The sequence below is a fragment of the Photorhabdus aballayi genome, assembly GCF_026153155.1.
In the GTDB taxonomy this organism is placed as follows: Bacteria; Pseudomonadota; Gammaproteobacteria; order Enterobacterales; family Enterobacteriaceae; genus Photorhabdus; species Photorhabdus luminescens.
On record NZ_JAPFCD010000002.1, the window covers coordinates 173,165 to 194,331 of the forward strand.

Genomic DNA, 21,167 nt, shown 5'->3' on the forward strand with positions numbered 1-21,167 from the left:
TAAGGTGGGAATCTGTTTAATCTGTGAACAAGGCGCTGATAACAGCGCCTTATCTCAACTAGCGGAGCGCTGGGGGTTGGCGCATGACGAAAACGCTATTATGGCGCTGGTCCTTACCCCTCAACGCCTTGAACTTCGTAAACGGGATGAGCCAAAGCTAGGCGGCATCTATGTCGATTTTGTATCAGGCACAATGGCACATCGTCGCCGTTTTGGCGGCGGACGCGGCGAAGCAGTCGCTAAAGCCGTAGGGATCAAAAAAGATTACCTGCCAACAGTCGTGGATGCTACCGCCGGCCTGGGGCGCGATGCCTTTGTGCTGGCATCACTGGGTTGCCATGTAAGAATGTTGGAACGCCATCCTGTGGTCGCGGCATTACTGGATGACGGGCTGCAACGGGGTTATCAGGATGAAGAAATTGGTAGCTGGTTGCAAGAGCGCATGATACTGCTCCATGCCTCTAGCATCACAGCACTGGCCGATATCACGCCGCCACCCGATGTCGTTTATCTTGATCCTATGTATCCACATAAGCAGAAAAGCGCACTGGTGAAAAAAGAGATGCGAGTGTTCCAATCTCTGGTTGGCGCGGATGAAGACGCCGATAATTTGTTATCCCCTGCACGCGCTTTGGCAAAACGCCGCGTCGTGGTAAAGCGGCCTGATTATGCAGAACCCTTAGCTGGAATTGCCGCATCAGCGGCTATCGCCACAAAAAATCACCGTTTTGATATTTATCCTTGTTAAAAAAATCAGCCGTATATTGCGGCTGATATCTTTTAACCTACAGAATACCTTGAGCAAGCATGGCGTCGGCAACTTTCACAAATCCAGCAATATTCGCTCCCTGAACATAATTGATCTGTTTGCCCTCGCCGCCATACTCAACACAAGCGTGGTGAATATCTAGCATGATGTGATGCAAACGTGCATCCACTTTTTCCGCCTTCCAGCCTAAACGGGCCGCATTCTGTGCCATTTCCAGACCAGACGTCGCCACTCCACCAGCGTTGGCGGCTTTACCCGGCGCGAATAGCACACCAGCTTCAATAAAGGCTTCCGTCGCTGAAATAGTTGCTGGCATATTCGCCCCTTCAGCAACAGCTTTAACGCCATTCTTGATAAGAACCTTAGCCGCATCCAAATCCAGCTCATTCTGGGTGGCACATGGCAAAGCGATATCAACCGGCACAGACCAAGGCTGCAATCCTTTCAAGAAAGTCAGACCGCGCTCTCTGGCATATTCTTCCACACGGCCATAACGTTGGTTTTTTATCTCTTCAAGATGGGCCAGCTTCTCCGGTGTGAAACCTTCCTCATCAATTAAGGTACCGCCGGAATCAGAAGCGGTTACCACTTTCGCTCCCAATGCCATGCATTTTTCAATCGTATATTGCGCGACATTTCCTGCACCAGAAACCGATACGCGCATACCTTCAAACCCCATGCCATGACGTTTCAACATGGCATTGACGAAATAGACCAGACCATAGCCAGTCGCTTCCGGGCGAATCAAACTGCCGCCAAAAGAGAGACCTTTGCCAGTAAATACACAAGCCGTGTTGTTAGAAAGCTTTTTCATCATTCCTGACATAAAAGCCACTTCACGGCCACCCACACCAATATCACCGGCGGGAACATCGGTATCCGGCCCCAAATGACGGTACAATTCTGTCATTAATGCCTGACAAAAACGCATCACTTCGCCCTGACTTTTTCCTTTAGGATCAAAATCTGAACCGCCTTTACCACCACCCATTGGTAAAGTTGTCAGTGCATTCTTCAAGGTTTGTTCAAAGCCCAGGAATTTCAGAATGGAGAGGTTCACCGATGGATGAAAACGCATACCACCTTTATATGGCCCAATAGCTGAGTTGAACTGCACTCGCCACGCACGGTTTACCTGAACTTTACCCTGATCATCCACCCAACAAACCCGGAACTGGATAACCCTTTCTGGCTCCACCATACGCTCCAGTAGGCTATGTTCACGGTATTTCGGGTTTTGTTCAAGAAACGGCCAAAGAGAGGTGAATACTTCCCGGACAGCCTGGAGATATTCTGGTTGATATTCATCCCTGCGTTGAATCGATCCAAGAAATGAAGACAAAGATAGTAAACAGCTCATTTAGTTATTCCTTATTTCTACTTCGGTTGTGATGGACCTCAGCCATCTTCTAATAATTATTTTTGTCGAAAATGTGAGGTAAGTTGTGTTTGCCCTTTGAATATATCACTGTTCTATATTCATCTTTCAAGAAGTTTTTTCGCAGAAAGGTAAAAAAAATTTCTTGATTGCACCGGACGTAAACCAAATAGCACTCCATTTCACCCAAAAAAACGCCTGCATAAGCAGGCGATTTTATCGAATAACTTTTCAATCTGTTGTCATTCATCATCACGCAGAGGAACAATCAGCATATCAACATGAACCGTGTTAATTAACTGACGAGCAGAAGACATCAATTTGCTCCAGAAATCCTGATGATGACCACAAACAACCATATCTATGTCATATTTCTTAATTGCATCAACGAGTACTTGCCCCAGATCACCGCTACCACTCAGGGTCTCCTGAATGTCATAGTCTGAATCTGCCGAGAGAACTTTCAACGCATTGCGGGTCTCGTCAGTAATACGTTGCTGCATATCACCGAGATTAACATCAATCAAACCGGTGTAGAGATCGGAATAGTTAACATCAACATGGATCAGGGAAACTTTGGCATTGTACGGTTTAGCCATAGAAACAGCTTTTCTCACCAAAACCTGACTTTCCGGGGATAAATCAACCGCGACAAGAATATGTTTGTAAGCCATAAGCGAACTCCTTCCATAATGCCGAGTTAGTGAGTTGGCAGGGCAAATTGCCACTATCCTGTGTTTATTACTACTGAGAATGTTCTTCAAGTATTGTTGAGCAAAGAACATCCACCAAACAAACAACATATACCACAATCGCGCTTCCTGCCACTTGATGAATGGCAAAATCCTACTCTGAATTTATGGCCTTTCTTGATACCTAACATATTTACGTAAACAACTAACCAGTTCTCTGGGGTTACATGGTTGGATAGAACTCACCAGATAAGTGTTTATACCCTTCATCTTTCAAGCTGCTGCTTTGTTGGCTGCTTTCACTCACCCCAGTCACATCGTTATCTATGCTCCTGGGGATTCGTTCACTTGCCGCCGCGCTGCAACTCGAAATCTATTAGGTATATAACGTTTTTCTGCTAGTTTTGTCCCAATTTACACAGAACAGGTTTTTTGTACTATCTGACTATCTTTCCTACAATAAATATAAAGGTGTCACCACCTGCAATTTTAATTTTTTCTTTTTTGTGACAGCTCTGGCTAACCATTCTAAGGAGGGGATTATGTTCAGTACAATCGCACTGTTTTGGGCGCTGTGTCTTGTCTGCATTATCAATATGATGCGCTACTTCTCTTCACTACGAGCATTGCTGTCCATTCTTCGTCAGTCTGATCCCTTGCTTTATCAATCAGTAGACGGTAACGGCTTTTTCACTACTCACGGACAACTTAACAAGCAAATACGACTAGTGAACTATATCAATTCACAACGTTACCTTGATCATCATGATCCAGAAGTTGTTCTTCGTTGTGAGAGGTTGAGAAGACAATTTATTTTGACCAGCGCACTGAGCGGATTAGTTGTTATTTGCCTGATTTCTATGTTGATTTGGTATTAAATAAAAAGGCGGTATAGTTAACCCATACCGCCTTCAAATTATCCATTAAAACAATTAAATCAGTTTCAAAGCGAACCAGTAAAGCGTACCGGACAACCCGATTGAAACCGGCAGCGTTAGTATCCAAGCCAGCATGATATTCTGAATAGTTTTACCCTGAACACCACCGCCATCGACCAACATCGTGCCAGCCACCGCAGAAGAAAGCACCTGCGTAGTAGAGACCGGCATGCCGGTATAACTCGCAACACCAATTGAAACAGCAGCAGTCATCTGGGCTGAAACACCCTGCGCGTAGGTCATGCCTTTTTTGCCAATCTTCTCACCAATAGTGACTGCAACACGTTTCCAGCCAACCATCGTTCCCAAAGATAAAGCCAGCGCTACCGCAATGATAATCCAGACAGGCGCATACTCAACGGTGTGTAATAAGTCTTTCCGCAATTTATTCAGGAAACGGGCATCTTCAGCACGGGTTTCCGGCAGTTTAGCCAGAGACTCCGCCGTATCAGCAATACACATCAACATACGACGCATATTGTTACGCTGCTCCGCATTCAGCTCACTATAGCTCTGAATGCCCTTCAATAGGCTTTCCGTCTGATCAAGAACAACGACAGCACGCGTAATATCACAATGGAATCGTCCTGCCGGTTCATCTTCCGCAATAACGGCTGGCGGCGTCAACTCAATTGCATGGGATAACTCTGGGCCATGCTGTCGATAATATTGTTGCAAGTGAGTAATAGCATCGTAGGTACGGGCAATGTCATAGCCATTGGCATTCATGTTTACGACAAATCCCGCTGGAGCTACACCAATTAGCACCAGCATAATCAAACCGATACCTTTCTGACCATCATTCGCCCCGTGAGAGAAGCTTACGCCTACCGCAGACAAAATCAGCGCTGTTCGTGTCCAGAAAGGGGGCTTACGCTTACCATCCTTCTTTTCACGTTCAGCAGGAGTCAGATGAATACGCTTACGCTTCTTGGTGCTGCTCCAGTAACGGCGCAGCAGAAACACGATTGCCCCGGCGATGATCAATCCAATTAAAGGAGAGAGGATCAACGACAGGAAAATCTGTATCATCTTCGGCACATTCAACGCATCAACCACAGAAGAACCGGTTACGATGGCATTAGTCAAACCGATACCAATAATGGAACCAATCAGGGTATGGGAACTGGATGCAGGTAAACCGAAATACCAGGTACCAAGGTTCCAGACAATCGCAGCCAGCAACATGGAAAACACCATAGCAAGACCATGAGCAGAACTGACATTGAGAAGAAGATCGGTCGGAAGTAAATGCACAATCGCGTAAGCGACACTTAATCCACCAAGAAGAACACCAAAGAAGTTAAATACCCCAGCCATAACGACGGCGAACTGTGCTCGCATAGCACGGGTATAAATAACTGTTGCTACCGCATTCGCGGTATCATGAAAGCCATTAATGGCTTCATAAAATAGCACAAACAGTAGTGCCAGTACTAACATTAGGCTGGTGTGAAAATCCAAGCCAGTAAAAAGATGTAGCATAAACGTTAAGCCAGTTAGTTGGACATGAACGCGGCGCATTATCAGTGACAAATGCTAGCGGGGGAAGTGAAATATGAACTTTTTTTGATTTCATGACAACTAGATAACAATAAGAAATAGGAATACTCCTTATATATCATTAAATTACATATCTTTTAAAAAATTGACAATTTTAAGTTATAAGGGATTTTTTCCCCACAAACTTATCAAAAATGCGACATATTAGGGGAAATTTCCCACTAAATTATTTAGTTACAAAGAGAAAAACAGTGGAAAAATTTGATGCAGTGATTATTGGCGCCGGTGCAGCAGGTTTGTTCTGTGCCGCTCAGGCTGGACAGCTCGGTTTACAGATACTGGTTCTGGATAATGGTAAAAAAGCCGGGCGTAAGATTTTGATGTCCGGTGGTGGACGTTGCAACTTCACTAATATGTACACAGAACCATCAGCTTATCTTTCTGCTAATCCCCATTTTTGCAAGTCTGCTTTGGCCCGTTATACACAATGGGATTTTATCGAACTGGTTCAACGTCATGGCATTGCTTACCATGAAAAAACACTGGGACAGCTTTTCTGTGATGATTCTGCCCAACAAATAGTTGATATGTTGCTGAAAGAGTGTGAAGCCGGTCAGGTTACTATTCGTCTGCGTAGCGAAGTTAGCCACGTAGAAAAAAATGAGCAGGGCTTCTTTATTATCGTTAATGGAAAGCAAGTAAGTACACGCTCACTTGTTATTGCTTCCGGTGGATTATCTATGCCGGGCCTTGGAGCAACCCCTTTTGGTTATCGGATAGCTGAACAGTTTGGCTTGAAAGTCTTGCCAACCCGCGCCGCTCTCGTACCTTTTACTCTGCACAAACCACTCCTGGAGCAACTTCATGTGCTCTCTGGTATATCTGTGCCTACTATTGTTACCGCAGAAAACGGTACTCGGTTTAAAGAAAATATCCTGTTTACCCACCGAGGACTTTCTGGTCCAGCAATTTTACAAATTTCCAGTTACTGGCAATCAGGAGAGTTTGTAAGTATTAACTTACTCCCAGATAGTGATCTGGAAGCTCTTCTGGAACAAGAACGAAGTGCTCACCCAAACCAAAGCGTAAAAAATACTTTGGCAAAATTATTACCAAAGCGGCTGACGGAGTGCCTGCAAACGCTCGATCAAATTCCAGATATTGCTCTTAAACAACTAACCCCAAATCAGCAAAAACAGTTAGTTTTAAACCTCCAATCATGGCGGGTACAACCCAACGGAACGGAGGGCTATCGCACAGCCGAAGTGACGATGGGCGGTGTTGATACTCACCAGCTTTCATCCAAAACGATGGAAACTAATCAGGTAAAAGGACTCTACTTTATTGGCGAGGTGGTAGACGTCACCGGCTGGCTTGGCGGCTATAACTTCCAGTGGGCATGGAGCTCCGCCTGGGCGTGTGCTCAGGCGTTATGCTCTGCGGAGAGACAATAAAGTTTGCCTGTAAGGAGCAGTTTTTGATGCGCAATTTATTGATATTGTTGTATTCAACCCATCAAAAACTGCAAATTTAGCATAATCTATTTCGACGGGTAAGCTACTGGTTGGCGAGGGTGGCTCGGAAGGAAACAACGTTGTTTGCACACTAGCCGCTGCTATGGGGGCAGGCTTCAATGGGAAGAGCCGGATGAGCTGAAAGGTTCTACGTCCGGTTGCGTAAGAGCCTGTGGGTGAGATCCCCTCGAGTTACTCGACCATATACAGGGCGCACATTGCACTTATTGCGTTAATCCAGCTCTAACTACCGGAATCATGACCTAGGTGGTTTAGTTCTGTCAGTTGACGCAGTCATCATTTTGAAAATGACAGATATGGAGCATATTTTTAATTGAAGATTCTAATATCTTTCTAGGACAAGCAAAATTCAATCTCGCAAACCCATGTCCTTCCGCACCAAATTTCTCACCATTATCTAACCAAACTTTTCCTTGTTGAATTAATGTATTATTTAAATTATCTAAATTGATATTTGTTTGCCGAAAGTCTATCCAAGATAAAAATAATGCATCGGATTCAGTCACTCGAATACCCTCAACACCATTTAGCATAGCATTTAATAAATTATAATTTTCCTTTAAATATAGTAAGAGCGCTTCTAACCACTCCTGCCCTGTTTTATAGGCTGCTTCACACGCAGCTAATCCTATCATGTTGGGGCGGGACATATCATATCGCAGAAATTCTTTTTTTACTCTTTCACGTAGCTTATTATTTTTAATAATAATATTAGATGTTTGCAGTCCTGCTAGATTAAAGGTTTTGCTTGGTGAGGTACACGTAATACATATCTCAGAAAAATAAGGGTGCAGAGCTGCTAAAGGTATGTATTGAGAACGGTTATTGAAAATTAAATCTTGGTGAATATCATCTGATACGATGATTATTTTATATTTCAGACAGATATTACCAATGATATTGAGCTCGTCAATAGACCAAACTTTACCAATTGGATTATGGGGATTACAGAGGATAAGCATTTTTGTTTTTGCTGTAATGCTTTTTTCTAGCTCATCAAAATCAAGTAAATATCGACCAGTAATATTATGAAGAGGAACAGTTATTGCAGAGCGTTGATTGGCAAATATAGAACGCGAAAATGCCCCATAAACAGGTGTCATTATAATAATAGAATCATCGGGCTCCGAAAGTGCATTAATTATAATATCAATCGCAGTAACAACACCTGGGCTCTGAACAATCCAATCGGGTTCAATTATCCAGTCATGCCTGTTTCTTTGCCAGTCTGTAATCGCATTTAATGTTGATAAGCTACAATTAGTGTAACCCAATATGCCATAATCAATGATGTTCAAAAGCGCTTTTCTGACAGAAGGAGGACTCTGAAAATCCATATCTGCTACCCATAATGGTGTTGGCTTGTTATCGGTATACAGCGGGTCTTGAGGATATGTCCATTTAGTGGATGAAAAAACAGAACGGTCGAATACAACATCAAAATTGAAATTCATATATCCACCATTAATTATTTTTTTTGATTAGAAAAATATAATAAATCAATAGAGTTATCAAGCTAGTTAGGGATAATACTGAAAACAGTAGAGTAGCATTAAATAAATCAAGCATGATCCCTCCGTAAATAGGTGCTAAAGCTGATCCGATACTTGACATATTGGAAGCACCAAAAAAAGCTCCCCTTAAATGATGAGGTGTGAGCCTATCAACTTCGACATTAAACGTAGGTATGGCAATTATTTCCCCAAAACTCAGAATGACAGTTGCGACACAGAGATAATAAACTGTATTAATAGGTGAGAATGCAAAAATAATTTGAGCTATAGCAATTAACATGATACCGATTAATATTTTTATTCTTGGTGTAAAATTCCTTAATAAAACTAAAGTTGGTATTTGCAAAGTGATAATTGTCAATGAGTTGACAATAACTAATAAAGCAATGAAATTGGTAACATTATTGATATTTGATCTAGATAAATATTGAACAAGCGTAGAATCAAAGTTAGCATAAACAAACATAACAAGAACATTACATAATAGAAGCATCACGAATGCTCGGTGAGAAATAATTATGCTCAATGTTTTTGTAAAGCTAATGTCATTGCTGACTTTTTTTATTTTCTCTTCCTTTTTTGAAGATAATAAAAAGACACGCAACATAATACCATAAATAAAATAAACAATGGCTGTAATTAGAAAAGTTTCTCTCTGTGCCGATAGGCCAGAGGCTAATCCAATATAAGGACCAATTGCAGCGCCAACATTGACCAAATAATATCGATAGTATTGTATTGACTCTCTCTCTTTAGGAGAATCAATATAATCGCCAATTAAGGCTTTGCTACACGCTTCTAACAAAGCACGACCAATACTAATTCCGGATATAGCGATTAAATATAAGATAGGTGAAGATGAGAAGGACATCATGATGAATGAAATAATGCTTATCACCACTCCAATAAGCATTATTGTTCTGCGGCAAAAAATATCAGACAAATATCCGGTATAAATGCCTGTCACTGAACCTAAGATACTTGACAGCGCCAATAATCCGCCAATCCCTGTCGCTGACATATTAAACTGCTGATAAAGGATCATCGCTAAAAAAGGCCAAACCATAAAATAGGCGGCTCTAGTTAACAGTGTCCCCAGTAACATGATAAAAATAGGGGTAGGTAAATGTTTTAATAAAGATAATCTGAATAGAGATGCCATTGGTTCACCAGGATACGTATTGAGTTACTATGACTCTATTTCGATAATAACACTCTCTTTAAGGTGGCGGCTTTCAAATTCAGCCTGCTCCGCTGTTACGCCGCACGCAATAGCATATCCTAATCGTTGAGAGCTATTTTTTAGTGATTCAATATGTTCTCCAACGTTAACATCAAAATGGACAAAGTCATTCTTTATGTAATTTATCTTTTTAACAATGCCAGAAGGGGCGGTGATATAAGAAATAGCGGCATATTTATTGAACTTCTTACTCAAATCAGGCGAAATATCTAACGAAACTTGGATAACTGCTTTCCACATATCAATACCGGTGGCCATTTCCACTAATTCAGGAATATGATCTCCTCCTAACCTAGCTCCTACTTCAATGACTTTGACGCCATCACTTGTTACTTTAACCTCGGTATGTCCTCCTCCATTATAAATACCTAACGCGAGCAAGGCTTGTGTTACCACTTTTTCTATTTCTATTTTTTGTTGTAATGGTAGATTAGCAGGCAATGTATGCCCTAATTCAACAAAATAACCATTATTTGATACGTATTTCTTAGTAATTGTGATAATATCCACAACACCATTACAGGAAATAGATTCAATACTGTATTCTTGTCCTTCCAGATATTCTTCTATCAAAAATAAAGAAGATTTTTTTACTCCAAATGGAGGAGTTATTTCACAGACTTCACGGAAATTCCTTTCCAATTCGATGGCGTTATCATTACGTAAAACACCTCGACTTCCGGCCATGTTAATAGGCTTTATAATGTTTGGATACCCAATTTTGGCTGCTTCTATTTTTGCACTGTCAACATTAGAAATTAGAGCGTATTTAGGGATAGGAATATTTTTTTGCCTAAAAGATTCTCTCATTAGGTGTTTGTTTCTTGCTTTTAATGCACTTTCATATGTTATTCCTTTAAGACCTAATGTTTCTGCTACTTTAGCCGCAAGGGGAACATAGAACTCCATAAATGTAATAACACCCTGGATTGTTTTCTTAGCATTGATATGCTCAGCCATATTTATAACAAGTTCATCGTCATTAGTATCTGCTTCGAAGAATTCATCAATATAGAGTAAATCATTATCAGATACTTTATTATAATACTTCCTTGATCCGATGAATATAATATAAGCGCCCAGCTCTTTCGCTTTTTTTAACCCAATCGAACCGGATGGGTTCTTTTCTATTACTAATAATCTATTAGACATTTTTAACCTCTATCGATCTACTCGAGAGGTTATTCATTAGCTCACGAGAAAAACACCCATTCTTTAACACACCGTTTAATCTTTTATTAACAAGATCGTTAATTTCATTAAGATAAAAATTGACTTTATATGTTATCGTTTCATTGTGAACATTAGTCACTCTAGTTAAGTTTCCTACTTTAGGTTCAAAAATATTCACACACCCTACAATGTCACCAATCTCTTCATAAAAATAATCTTTATGTTTTTCTCTACTTTTTTTATTTTTTAGCGGAATAATGGCAAAAAGCTGTTTGCCCGCCTGGCAATGACCAACAGATGGAGGTAATCCTAAAACATCTATCCCGAAAGAACCAAAGTCTTCACTCACACCTAGTTGAAAATCTAATAATTTATTTTCATGAAAATATTTTATATTCTTATAAAAATCAGCACACATTTGATGCGTTATCTCTAGGTGAGGATGCTTTCCTCCATGATCAAAGAATTTATTAAATCGCAGAGTATCGATTCCTATTTTATTGAAATAATCTAGATAACGTTCGAGCATTTCTTTCGATACGTTGTGTGACCCTACAGTGATACCAATTCCTATTCTGAATCCATTAAAAATATTTTTATTTTTTGCGTTGTAATCCTTTATAATTTTTAAAACACGCTCAAGGTCTGTGCCATAAAAAACCCCTTTTATTGGGTATTCATGGCTATCAGAAATTATTCCTTTTTCGTTAATTAATCCGTGAAAAGTAAGTGTGATTGTCCCGTATCCATAATCTCTTGCCGTATCTAAAAGAGATTCTGATTTTTCACTTAATAATGGCCGGCCACTTGTCCAAGCCTCTCCACTCTCCATTGCAACGCTGGATGATGTATCACCTTCAAAATAAGTTCTAGCTCTCGCAACACCATAATGTCGCATCAGTTCACCATCATAAGCAAAGCTATCCGTGTATCTTGGATAGACTTTATAACCTTCTGATTTTAAAAAACGAGTAATATTTATTCCTTCATTATCTTTGAATTTTAACTTTTTAACGTGTTCATAGTTAACAAACCAACAATGCTGACAAGCTTGTCCACATGTTTTGTTACCAATATAAGTATCAACATCAAGATAAATATGAATGTCTTGGGGCTTTATATCAGTAAAAGGTGTGCTTAATGGTTTATCACCATGAAAATCATAGACAATCGGTTTATTTATCATTTTTATTTTCCTTGCCTGAGATGTTTAAAATTAAACCTTATCATTTAAGTGGTTATTTTCAAGTGTTTTTTGATAGCCAAGAAAAAAGATTTTAGTCACATTAACGGAAAAGTACGACAGAATAAACGATAGCATAAAAACTGAAAGGCACAAATTCAATAAAAACCAGATGTGATGGTTCAGATTACAGTAACGAAACTAAAAAACCACTTCATTGATAGCAAATTTTCACTAAAAGATATAATCTCAACAAAAAACAATAACAAATGAAATTATTTATTTTAAATATATTCCTATAGAAGTCAGGACATTGAGTTTAACATGTTAACTAATTAGATAAAACATGACTAACACTATAGATATTAAAACTATATTTGTATTGAATGCCATACAAGTGCATTAATTATGGAAATCTATATTTAGAATAAGAAGGAATATTTATTCTATATAATGATCGGAATGAAATTCGTATTGAAATAACAAAAAGCGTGGATAGTGGTGATGATAGACGTCATAAAAATGATGATCATAAAGATAACCGTCATCTTCAGAAGATGACTGCAAAGATCCAACAGCTAGCTTCCGAGTTGCTATGCAGAATTGAAAGTTACAACCTGACCTCAGGACAGAAATCTCTGGAACAGGAGCTGATAATTATCCGTTATGAATTACAGGCTTATCTGGAACTATTGATTAAAATTCCGCAGCGCCAATAATAGGCAATAAATCTCTGTATTCGCTCTGAGCAAAAAATATCAGCCTTTTGCGACAGCCTCTTGAAGGAAGAAATATTCCCACTTCTACAGATATGTACCGCTCGTTATACATCTGGCAGAATACCCTGATTTTAGGGGCTGCCAGATGAGCTGGTGTTTAATAGTAGAATCATTCTATATGAAAAGCAGATGGATCCAGTTTAAAGAATCTGTACATTATTCTTTGTCAATTTCCAGCTTTTTCAATATCGCGGGAAGAACCTGGTGAATTGTACGCATGCCTACCAGAAGTTCGTTCATATAAATGTCTGGATGGATACGTGAAGAATTGAATCCCAAGCTTTCTTTTTCAGCCTCGATACCGAGATCGTCGTCAGAATTATAAATTAACACAAGCAATTCTGCTCTAAGAGGAACACCAGCCCGAAAAGCTTTATCCTTAACAATATTGAGCCATTCTTCGTAATCTTCCATAACATTATATTTAAATTCTCTATGTCCAGGAGCTAGTTTTGTATCAACCTCAATTTTACAGGCCGCCAGAGCAACCAAGCAAGGCTCAATGTTTCCTGCCTCTGTTTCAAATAAACCTAATTCTTCATCATAGATGAGGTCAGAAATGTAAGCAGCGTAGAAGCCATAAACATTATTAAGTGCATTGAAGATCTCGTAGATGATATTAGCGTAATTATCCTTTTCTATCGCCTCCCAAAATTCCTCATCATCATCTTCATCAACGTCCAGCTCTTCAGGGAATGACTTCGGCGGCTTTATCCCCATGTCTGTAAGTACTCTGGAAACTTTTGAACATAAAATATCTATATCATCCAGCAAGGGGTCAGTAACATACCCAGTCTCTGCATTCTCGTGAGCCATGTTAGCAAGACGGTATATGAGTTTTTGCCATTTAACAGCGTCTTCATAAGAACCCGCCCAGAGGATAAATTGAGGATCCAGTTCACCTATCATTGCTACATCCCGGAGTTTCTTTTCCATATCCAGCGACATATGTTCACCTTTTTTCCATTTGGTGATCTGAGTGGGTGATACACCAAGTCGACTGGCTAATTCTTTTTGGGTACAGGATAAAGTACGCAGGGCTAGTTCTACCAAAGCTTCACTTATCATTGTGAGGTTCCTTTCATTTTACTAAATATATATAACGATGTAGTAAAAACAGTCTTAATTATTTTTTAGTATATTTCAACCGTTTTTTACTAAAAAATTATAATTTATTAATTTTTCATTATTTATCTGCATGGAGGCTGGTTTCAAGTGAAGTTTGGGCTGAATTAAGACGTCCTTTAGACAGGATGTTTACCTTTCTGTGGAGAAAAGAGGCAGTTAAGCTATTCGTTGAAGCAGGGTTCCATAGAAGATATTCAAACTACGGTCAAATCCTGTAGGGAGTCACGTCCTTTAAGACGTGGTAAATATCAATGCCCCCAAAGCGCATTAATTGGCACTGCAAATGTGTTCGGTATGTGGCTAATTGGTAGGCAGTTGTTACCTGTATAAAGTCAGATGCCACCTGCCAATCTCTGTCAGCCGATGAAGCTAATTGTTAGCTATGCTCTCGTCTAAATGCTGGTTTGTATAGCGTCTATTTGCTGGTTACCACACCGTCCAAATGCTGGTTTTCATAGTGTCTATTTGTTGGTTTCATTTCCGTCTATTTATCGATTTATGACGTTCTTACACATCAGTCAAAACTTTTCCCTTGAGCTTACGAAAAGCTAGAGTAATTGGAGGAGCCAATCTAACAATATCAGACGGTAGAGGAATTGACGCCAGTAAATTCTGTATCCAGCACACAAAGAGGATAAGAAACAACAGCGGATTTAAATAGTGTAAAGCCGTATTGGAGAGGAAGCCCCAATCTTGCATTCACAAAACTGGGGCCTAATATCTTTCGCTTTATGTCGGGGAACTGAGCACCATGACAAGATGGGAGAAGAACCGTCGACTAGCTACGCTTTGGAAGCTAATTCACAAGTAATAAATTGTCAACATAATAATAGCAATTTAACCACCAAGCATTTATTTAGAGCTCATAACTTAAACTGCCTTCCCAATTTTTATCGAAAAAGCATTCATGATTGAGATAATAGTTGCACATAAACTGGGTAGCAGTTGCACAATAAAACCAAGAATAGTTCCGTTGTTTACCGTGGCATGATGACCAGCCATGCCTCCCATAGCAATTTGCATAAAGGCAGAGTTTGTCAGGTAGGCATAAACCAAACCGCAAATCCCTGTAACTAACAGAAAGCTTATAAGCATGGCGATCACCGAACCCACCATCTGAGGCAATCTTCCCCTGATTGAATTGATGGTAAGCACGGTCAGGCAACCCGGAGCAAAACCCCATCCCAAGATATACCAAATAACCATTAATCCCTTCAACGGGATGCTATGCGCCATCTCCAGAATATCAGCGCGCCACAATATAAGATTCAGGCATGCAGCCAACACAGCCAGAAATACGGAAATAGCGAAACTATTGGGCAAAGTTAATTTCTTATTCACTAGAAAACCTTGAGACGAGCAAGGAATCTCGCACCTGTTACAGAGTTAAGAAGAAAACTACCCAGAATGCCAGCAAGGAGCGCAGCAGTATATCCTTTAATCAGGAATAGCAACGGCATTTCTATTGAGCCCCAATAATTCAGTCCCACGTTGTGGTCCAAGCCCCAACATAGTGTTTGGCAAACACTGAATAACAGAGTGCTACTCACTGCGGTCATGATATAAGCGCCGGTACTTCCTGGCGTGAAATGTGCTGATACCAAGTAAGTCAGTCCCCCAACAGCAGCCCCCATGCCAATACCGCATAAACCAAGCGCCCACACGAGACGCCATACCAAAGGGCCATTGTCGGGAAATAAAATAAAACTCATTAACAGAAATCCAGCCTCGGCGATAAATCCCAGAGAAATAAATAGCTTAATCGTGCGTATAGCACGTTTCTCACCTTCTGCCACTGCATATTGCTGATCTTGTTCATTCACGATTTGAGTAGACATTTTTCATCTCCTGAACAGATGTGTTAAATATCTGATGACACTATTCAATTTTATCTATCTGAAACAGACTACATATGCTGAATTGTATAAACCGAGTCTAGAGTTATATATAAACCCTTAATCAATAACACCTAAATAATAGATAAAGAAAATTATTTAATAATATAATCACATAAAATAAAGGTGATGTAATCACTATGATATGAGGATGAAAATCTGTCAATGTGAAATAAGAAATTAATAAAACAACCCAACATATTGGCTTTTTAATATTTTTATGTTCCCCTCATTCATCCTAACAATAAATTTACATATTAATTAATAGGTTGAAACTTATTTTTTCTGCCTGAAATATCACCAAAATACAATAAACAAGTCCCAACATTGAGATTTACAATAATATAAATATTCAAGCACGATATTATTTTAATTTTATAATTTGACAATAACTCTATACTTAGTTATTAATTTAATTAAGAAACTAACAAGATAATTGTTTAATTATCTACATTTGGCTTCTATATAACCCATATATATCAAGAGATATTTAATTACCATGAATAAGTCCGAGCAAAAATTTCATATCAACGAAAATGTCATCAACGTAGATGGAAAAGATGTAAAGTTTTTCACATCTCAACCTCTCGATCCAATTAAGAATAACGCTAAGAGAAATCCTATCGTCTTGGTACATGGCACTGGCGGCAGCACAGAGATACATTTCGGTTATCTCTTTCAACTACTTGCCTCAGAAAATCGAATTATATCCCTGGATTTTTCTCAACCAGTAAAAGCAAACGAAACACTTACCCTTGAGCATCTTGAAAAGCAGGTCGAAGCCGTTATTGAAGCAGCAGCGTTGGGAGAGACTGTCACACTGATAGGTTACTCGTTGGGAGCTGTCGTTACTGCTTCTATTGCCGCTAAGCGTCCGGACTTGGTTCGTAATTTGGTTCTGATCGCAGGATGGATGAAAACAGATTTACAGTTAGAACGATTTTTATCTGTCTGGCGTCAGTTATATGATATCCAATCACCTGCTATCACAGACTTTGTGATGTTTTGCGCTTTCAGTTCCCCCAATCATGTAAATATGCTTCCAGATCAGTTTGCCGTCAGCTTCGACAATGTCATGCCAGGGGAATTTGAAGCGTTACAAATGGACCTTAATGGTCGGGTTGATATCACTCAAATTGTTCCTACGATAAAAGCCACAACACTCATTATTGGCTGTACACATGATCAAATGACGCCTATCCGCCACAGCAAAGCTCTGTTTGGCGCAATTCAGGATGCACGCTTTATCGAGATAGAATGTGGACATGCGGTCACTTATGAGCGTCCTTCACAGTTGATGCAGGTTATTGATCAATTCTGCGCAAACCCTTCGTTTTATCCAGCTGGAACCATCATCCCTTCCGACCTGCCATAATCCCTTTGTTCCTCTGGAGAACTATGATGAATAAAAGTACACCAGATACAGATATATCACAGGTCACAGATGTAGAGATTATTATTATCGGCGCTGGCTTTGCCGGCCTTGGTATGGGAGCTCAGCTTAAGCGGCGATCTCAGCAAAATTTTCTCATTCTCGAACGTGCAGATGATGTAGGAGGCACCTGGCGCGATAACACTTATCCCGGTGTAGCCTGTGACATACCCTCACATCTTTACTCTTACTCATTTCGCCCTAATCCTGACTGGTCTCATATTTTTTCACCCGGTCATGAGATATATGCCTATCTTCAAGCTACCGCCAGGGATGAAGGATTATTGCCTCATATTCGTTTTGGGGCTAACGTTGAAAAAGCCTATTGGGATAACCCAAAAGAGCGCTGGATAGTTATCACCGCTAAGGGGGTTTTCAGTGGGCGATTCTTGATAACAGGCACTGGGCATTTAACAGATGAAAATCTGCCACAAATTGAAGGCTTGAGCAGCTTTACCGGTGAAATTTTTCATTCAGCCCGCTGGAAACACCACATATCTCTGCAAGGCAAGCGAGTAGGCATCATCGGATCAGGCGCTTCAGCAACTCAGCTAGTTCCTGAAGTGGCTAAAAGTGTCTCTGAACTCGTTATTTTCCAGCGAAATGCATCCTATATTATTCCACGTCCTGACCGAAGTTATTCTGATATTGAAAAACAGACTTTCCGACGCGATCCAGAGTCTATGCGCGCAGTTCGTTCAAATATATTCTGGCACTTTGAAGACCTGTATCCAGCCCGTCGTTCAATTCCGCAATATGTCGCAGAATTAAAACGTATAGCCTCAGAACACCTTAAACAGCAAATTCCCGATCCAGAGCTACGCACAAAACTTACTCCGAGTTATGAACCTGGTTGTAAAAGGATTTTGATTGCAAACAGTTATTATCCCACTCTTCTCCGGGATAACGTTAAACTCGAAACATCAGCCTTAAAACGAGTTGATGGACAAAATGCCATCTCAGTAGCCGGCAACAGTTATCCGCTTGATGTACTTATCTTTTGTACTGGTTTTCAAACCACCCAACCACCTTATACCCGTCTGGTTCACGGCCGCGATGGTCTTAGTCTTTCAGATCACTGGGCTCAAGGCATGGAAGCTTTTGCATCAACCACAGTAACAGGCTTTCCAAACCTGTTTATTATCAACGGACCAAATGCGACGCTTACTCATAACTCAATTATTTACATGATTGAATCTCAAATAGAGTATATTCTCGGCGCTATTGAATACAGCAGGAAAAATAACAACTACATACTTGAGGTTTCTCCCGAAGCTCAAGATCGTTATATCGCTGAATTACAAAAGCAGATTAATGGTACGGTATGGGTTGGAGATAATTGTACAAGTTGGTACCGTGATTCCCGTAATAAGCGCCTAACACTGGTATGGCCTGATTTTGCTCATTCATTCAGGGAGCGAAACGGCAATTTTGATCCGACTCCCTATACATTTTATACAAAAACCGAAGTGGCTAGTTAATAAACTTTAATTTGAAACGGCAAGAGGTTTATCTCTCAAATTCAAACCTCTTGCCGATGCCAACAATTGCAATTGTCTTAGAACGGCTTAGTCGGCAAATATTTCCCATCTAGCGTAATTACAGCTCGTGAACCGCCATTAGGATCATCAACCTTTTTGATATCAAGTTTAAAGTCAATCGCACTGATAATGCCATCACCAAACTTCTCGTGAACAAGCGCCTTAAGCGTTGAGCCGTAAACCTGCACCATCTCATAGAATCGGTAAATAGTCGGATCAGTCGGTATACCATCGGGAATACTGCCACGCACAGGGATGGTTTGCAGCAGAAGGAAAGCGTCTTCTCCAAGTTCAAGCCGGTCAACCACAATCCTCGCAGCATCGGCAGGCAGAGGATGTTGGCCGAGCAGTGCTGCGGTGACGAATGCGAGACTCAAACCAGTTCCTTGCGTGATATCTTCAAACGTCAAATTCTTACGTGTTTTGGCGTCGATGATAGCATCAGTAAGGGCCAGCCGAGGAGTTTGAGAGTATTGAGATTGTGTCATAATGATTCCTTTGGATTAATAAAGCTATTTAAATGCCGTGGTGAAACACGGATTGCGTTGCAGAAACATGCGGATAGTCCGCAAGCGAAACAAATTGGCCGACCAAGCCGTCTAGAGCATCGATCGAACCAGCCTCTATGTCGTAAATCCAGCCGTGTAGATTCAAGTGTCCCTGTTCCAGCCCAAGCGCCACGGACGGGTGGGTCTTGATATTAGCAATTTGAGCGATTACGTTTTCACGCACCATCGAATCAAGTCGAGCAATCTCACTAACATGCGCACGTGCCTGATTAATGGCTTTCGCAGAATCCGCATAGCGTAACCAGCGGGTAATCGCGGGGAGGTGATCCATACATTTACAGGTTGCAATTGTGGTCATGGCGCCACAATCTGAATGTCCGCAGATCACAATGTCGGTGACCCCAAGCACAGCGACCGCATACTCAACGGTAGCGGAAACACCGCCAGATTCCGCACCATACGACGGAACGATGTTACCAGCATTGCGTATCACGAATAGATCGCCTGGCTCACTCTGCGTCAGAAGCTCTGGAACCACACGGCTGTCAGAGCACGCAATAAACAAAGTACGCGGGTTTTGGCGGGAGGCAAGCCGCTTGAAAAGCTCACAACGCTTTGGAAATACCTCGTGCTGGAATTGTAAAAAGCCTTCAATAATATCCTGCATGTCTTCACTCCATCGTGATCGATAAGAAAGCGGATGGATAAAGAATGAACGAGTTTATCTATAGCGTCAAAGATCGGATTACTATCATCGCTATAGTATTTTCCAATAGTTCATTGTCGTTCTACAACGACACCTTTGTTAATAAACCCGTAGTCACACGCTTTATTTCAAGCACTGGTTATTTCAAGCACTGGCGTACAGAACAGCAAACCGGCGTTGACATGTTCAGGAAGCGCTTATAGTCTTCACTCCATCGTGGCCGATAAGACAGCTAACAGGTGAAGAATGAGCGAATTTTTCTATAGTCTCAAAGATCAGGATGTCATTATTTCCATATTATTTTCAAATAGTTAATTGATATGCTGCTACGACACATTCGTTATCTGCTGGCAGTTGCCGAACATCAGAACTTCACTCGCGCCGCAGAAGAACTTCATATCTCGCAACCAACCTTATCGCAACAAATCAGGCAACTTGAAGAGTCACTGCGCGTGCAACTGTTCGATCGCTCTGGAAGGACTGTACGACTGACTGACGCTGGCGAGGTATACACAAATTACGCCCGTCGTGCATTGCAAGATCTGGATGCTGGGCAGCGTGCGATTCATGATGTGCAGGATTTAAGCCGCGGATTGCTCAGGCTAGCAATGACCCCAACCTTCACCGCTTATTTCATCGGCCATTGGGTAGAACGTTTCAACGCGCTTTATCCAGGAATTACGTTGAATATCAAGGAAATGACACAAGATCAGATAGAAGCCTCTTTAGCGGAGAACCAGCTCGATCTCGGCATCGCGTTTTCAGAAGTGCGCTCCCCCGATATTGATAGCGAACCATTGTTTACCGAAACACTCAGCCTGATCGTTGGTCAATCGCATCGACTCATTGGTCAACAAACATCATTGACGGCGAAAATGTTGGAACATGAAGGGCTGGCACTACTCAGTAAAGACTTTGCAACACGGAACCATATTGATTTGTACTTCCAGAAACAGGGGATCACACCACACATCGCAATTGAGGCTAACTCCGTCAGTGCAATCGTAGAAATTATCCGTCGGGGACGACTCGCAACTTTGTTGCCTGATGTCATAGCCCACGAACAGGCCGGGCTTTATTCCATTGCAATTCGACCTACGTTACCGCAACGCAATGCAGTACTGTTGTGGCGCCGTAGTGCATATCGAAGCGCTGCAAGCCAGGCGTTTGCTAATCTGATCACACACCGTTTCGATGTACGCCAAGAAAGTGACGATTTCTAATTGATAAATGGAAAACACATCGTGTC

Annotated in this window: 20 protein-coding genes; 8 read left to right on the forward strand and 12 right to left on the reverse strand. The window is 41.0% G+C overall.

Annotated features, from left to right (window positions below; all coding sequences use genetic code 11):
- Positions 1-4: 4 nt before the first annotated feature.
- The gene (gene rsmJ, locus OO184_RS02130) at positions 5-748 is read left to right on the forward strand and encodes a 16S rRNA (guanine(1516)-N(2))-methyltransferase RsmJ (protein WP_265377774.1); all 744 of its coding nucleotides are present in this window, start codon (positions 5-7) and stop codon (positions 746-748) included.
- A gap of 37 nt (positions 749-785) precedes the next feature.
- Here the strand turns inward: rsmJ and gdhA are convergent, their stop codons facing one another.
- Positions 786-2,129: an NADP-specific glutamate dehydrogenase gene (gene gdhA, locus OO184_RS02135; protein ID WP_088374772.1), complete on the reverse strand. Its 1,344-nt coding sequence runs from the start codon at positions 2,127-2,129 to the stop codon at positions 786-788.
- Positions 2,130-2,389: 260 nt separating this feature from the next.
- A complete protein-coding gene (uspA, locus tag OO184_RS02140) occupies positions 2,390-2,821 on the reverse strand; it encodes a universal stress protein UspA (RefSeq protein ID WP_088374773.1) in 432 nt (143 codons plus the stop codon).
- A 560-nt stretch (positions 2,822-3,381) separates the two neighbouring features.
- Between uspA and uspB the strand changes: the two genes are divergently transcribed.
- Positions 3,382-3,717 carry a universal stress protein UspB gene (gene uspB / locus OO184_RS02145; RefSeq protein ID WP_036812627.1) on the forward strand — a complete coding sequence of 112 codons (336 nt, stop codon included), beginning with the start codon at positions 3,382-3,384 and terminating at the stop codon, positions 3,715-3,717.
- 54 nt (positions 3,718-3,771) lie between these two features.
- Here uspB and pitA read toward each other — a convergent pair whose 3' ends face one another.
- Entirely contained in the window at positions 3,772-5,262 is a 1,491-nt protein-coding gene (pitA, locus tag OO184_RS02150) for an inorganic phosphate transporter PitA (RefSeq protein WP_265377775.1), read from the reverse strand.
- A 269-nt stretch (positions 5,263-5,531) separates the two neighbouring features.
- On the opposite strand from pitA, the gene OO184_RS02155 reads away from it, so the two are divergent.
- Positions 5,532-6,734, forward strand: a complete 1,203-nt coding sequence (locus tag OO184_RS02155; protein ID WP_265377776.1) for a BaiN/RdsA family NAD(P)/FAD-dependent oxidoreductase — start codon at positions 5,532-5,534, stop codon at positions 6,732-6,734.
- Between the two features lie 341 nt (positions 6,735-7,075).
- Here the strand turns inward: OO184_RS02155 and OO184_RS02160 are convergent, their stop codons facing one another.
- From OO184_RS02160 to OO184_RS02175, 4 genes are read right to left on the reverse strand one after another with little or no spacing between them, the layout of a single operon-like run.
- Positions 7,076-8,269 carry a MalY/PatB family protein gene (locus tag OO184_RS02160; RefSeq protein ID WP_265377777.1) on the reverse strand — a complete coding sequence of 398 codons (1,194 nt, stop codon included), beginning with the start codon at positions 8,267-8,269 and terminating at the stop codon, positions 7,076-7,078.
- Positions 8,270-8,279: 10 nt separating this feature from the next.
- Positions 8,280-9,491, reverse strand: coding sequence for an MFS transporter (locus tag OO184_RS02165; RefSeq protein ID WP_265377778.1), 1,212 nt, complete (start codon positions 9,489-9,491; stop codon positions 8,280-8,282).
- A gap of 27 nt (positions 9,492-9,518) precedes the next feature.
- Positions 9,519-10,724: an ATP-grasp domain-containing protein gene (locus tag OO184_RS02170; RefSeq protein ID WP_265377779.1), complete on the reverse strand. Its 1,206-nt coding sequence runs from the start codon at positions 10,722-10,724 to the stop codon at positions 9,519-9,521.
- Positions 10,717-11,931, reverse strand: coding sequence for a hypothetical protein (locus OO184_RS02175; protein WP_049583881.1), 1,215 nt, complete (start codon positions 11,929-11,931; stop codon positions 10,717-10,719). The genes OO184_RS02170 and OO184_RS02175 overlap by 8 nt, the downstream gene beginning before the upstream one ends.
- A 488-nt stretch (positions 11,932-12,419) precedes the next feature.
- Here OO184_RS02175 and OO184_RS02180 point away from each other — a divergent pair, with 488 nt between their 5' ends.
- The gene (locus OO184_RS02180) at positions 12,420-12,647 is read left to right on the forward strand and encodes a hypothetical protein (protein WP_265377780.1); all 228 of its coding nucleotides are present in this window, start codon (positions 12,420-12,422) and stop codon (positions 12,645-12,647) included.
- 216 nt (positions 12,648-12,863) lie between these two features.
- Here the strand turns inward: OO184_RS02180 and OO184_RS02185 are convergent, their stop codons facing one another.
- The 3 genes from OO184_RS02185 to OO184_RS02195 form a co-directional block, all read right to left on the reverse strand.
- Positions 12,864-13,775: a helix-turn-helix domain-containing protein gene (locus OO184_RS02185; protein WP_265377781.1), complete on the reverse strand. Its 912-nt coding sequence runs from the start codon at positions 13,773-13,775 to the stop codon at positions 12,864-12,866.
- A 930-nt stretch (positions 13,776-14,705) separates the two neighbouring features.
- A complete protein-coding gene (locus OO184_RS02190) occupies positions 14,706-15,176 on the reverse strand; it encodes a hypothetical protein (protein WP_265377782.1) in 471 nt (156 codons plus the stop codon).
- Positions 15,176-15,673: a hypothetical protein gene (locus OO184_RS02195; RefSeq protein ID WP_265377783.1), complete on the reverse strand. Its 498-nt coding sequence runs from the start codon at positions 15,671-15,673 to the stop codon at positions 15,176-15,178. Before OO184_RS02195 ends, OO184_RS02190 begins: the two co-directional genes overlap by 1 nt.
- A 556-nt stretch (positions 15,674-16,229) precedes the next feature.
- On the opposite strand from OO184_RS02195, the gene OO184_RS02200 reads away from it, so the two are divergent.
- Both OO184_RS02200 and OO184_RS02205 read left to right on the forward strand, forming a co-directional pair.
- On the forward strand, positions 16,230-17,105 hold the full coding sequence (locus OO184_RS02200) for an alpha/beta fold hydrolase (protein ID WP_265377784.1): 876 nt from the start codon (positions 16,230-16,232) through the stop codon (positions 17,103-17,105).
- Between the two features lie 23 nt (positions 17,106-17,128).
- Complete coding sequence (locus OO184_RS02205; protein WP_265377785.1) at positions 17,129-18,643, forward strand: flavin-containing monooxygenase; 1,515 nt, start codon at positions 17,129-17,131, stop codon at positions 18,641-18,643.
- 77 nt (positions 18,644-18,720) lie between these two features.
- Here OO184_RS02205 and cynS read toward each other — a convergent pair whose 3' ends face one another.
- Together cynS and OO184_RS02215 are read right to left on the reverse strand one after the other, a co-directional pair.
- Entirely contained in the window at positions 18,721-19,191 is a 471-nt protein-coding gene (gene cynS / locus OO184_RS02210) for a cyanase (RefSeq protein ID WP_265377786.1), read from the reverse strand.
- Positions 19,192-19,219: 28 nt separating this feature from the next.
- A complete protein-coding gene (locus tag OO184_RS02215) occupies positions 19,220-19,879 on the reverse strand; it encodes a carbonic anhydrase (RefSeq protein ID WP_265377787.1) in 660 nt (219 codons plus the stop codon).
- Between the two features lie 44 nt (positions 19,880-19,923).
- On the opposite strand from OO184_RS02215, the gene OO184_RS02220 reads away from it, so the two are divergent.
- Both OO184_RS02220 and cynR read left to right on the forward strand, forming a co-directional pair.
- Complete coding sequence (locus tag OO184_RS02220) at positions 19,924-20,121, forward strand: hypothetical protein (RefSeq protein WP_265377788.1); 198 nt, start codon at positions 19,924-19,926, stop codon at positions 20,119-20,121.
- Between the two features lie 117 nt (positions 20,122-20,238).
- Entirely contained in the window at positions 20,239-21,141 is a 903-nt protein-coding gene (cynR, locus tag OO184_RS02225) for a transcriptional regulator CynR (protein WP_265377789.1), read from the forward strand.
- The last annotated feature ends 26 nt before the right edge of the window (positions 21,142-21,167 follow it).

Coding starts and splice junctions, on each gene's coding strand:
- OO184_RS02165 (WP_265377778.1), bottom strand. CDS start 9,491: ATGGCATCTCTATTCAGATTATCTTTATTAAAACATTTACCTACCCCT.
- cynS (WP_265377786.1), bottom strand. CDS start 19,191: ATGACACAATCTCAATACTCTCAAACTCCTCGGCTGGCCCTTACTGAT.
- OO184_RS02160 (WP_265377777.1), bottom strand. CDS start 8,269: ATGAATTTCAATTTTGATGTTGTATTCGACCGTTCTGTTTTTTCATCC.
- cynR (WP_265377789.1), top strand. CDS start 20,239: ATGCTGCTACGACACATTCGTTATCTGCTGGCAGTTGCCGAACATCAG.
- OO184_RS02220 (WP_265377788.1), top strand. CDS start 19,924: ATGAACGAGTTTATCTATAGCGTCAAAGATCGGATTACTATCATCGCT.
- gdhA (WP_088374772.1), bottom strand. CDS start 2,129: ATGAGCTGTTTACTATCTTTGTCTTCATTTCTTGGATCGATTCAACGC.
- OO184_RS02185 (WP_265377781.1), bottom strand. CDS start 13,775: ATGATAAGTGAAGCTTTGGTAGAACTAGCCCTGCGTACTTTATCCTGT.
- OO184_RS02215 (WP_265377787.1), bottom strand. CDS start 19,879: ATGCAGGATATTATTGAAGGCTTTTTACAATTCCAGCACGAGGTATTT.
- OO184_RS02175 (WP_049583881.1), bottom strand. CDS start 11,931: ATGATAAATAAACCGATTGTCTATGATTTTCATGGTGATAAACCATTA.
- pitA (WP_265377775.1), bottom strand. CDS start 5,262: ATGCTACATCTTTTTACTGGCTTGGATTTTCACACCAGCCTAATGTTA.
- OO184_RS02205 (WP_265377785.1), top strand. CDS start 17,129: ATGATGAATAAAAGTACACCAGATACAGATATATCACAGGTCACAGAT.
- uspB (WP_036812627.1), top strand. CDS start 3,382: ATGTTCAGTACAATCGCACTGTTTTGGGCGCTGTGTCTTGTCTGCATT.
- OO184_RS02200 (WP_265377784.1), top strand. CDS start 16,230: ATGAATAAGTCCGAGCAAAAATTTCATATCAACGAAAATGTCATCAAC.
- OO184_RS02170 (WP_265377779.1), bottom strand. CDS start 10,724: ATGTCTAATAGATTATTAGTAATAGAAAAGAACCCATCCGGTTCGATT.
- uspA (WP_088374773.1), bottom strand. CDS start 2,821: ATGGCTTACAAACATATTCTTGTCGCGGTTGATTTATCCCCGGAAAGT.
- OO184_RS02195 (WP_265377783.1), bottom strand. CDS start 15,673: ATGTCTACTCAAATCGTGAATGAACAAGATCAGCAATATGCAGTGGCA.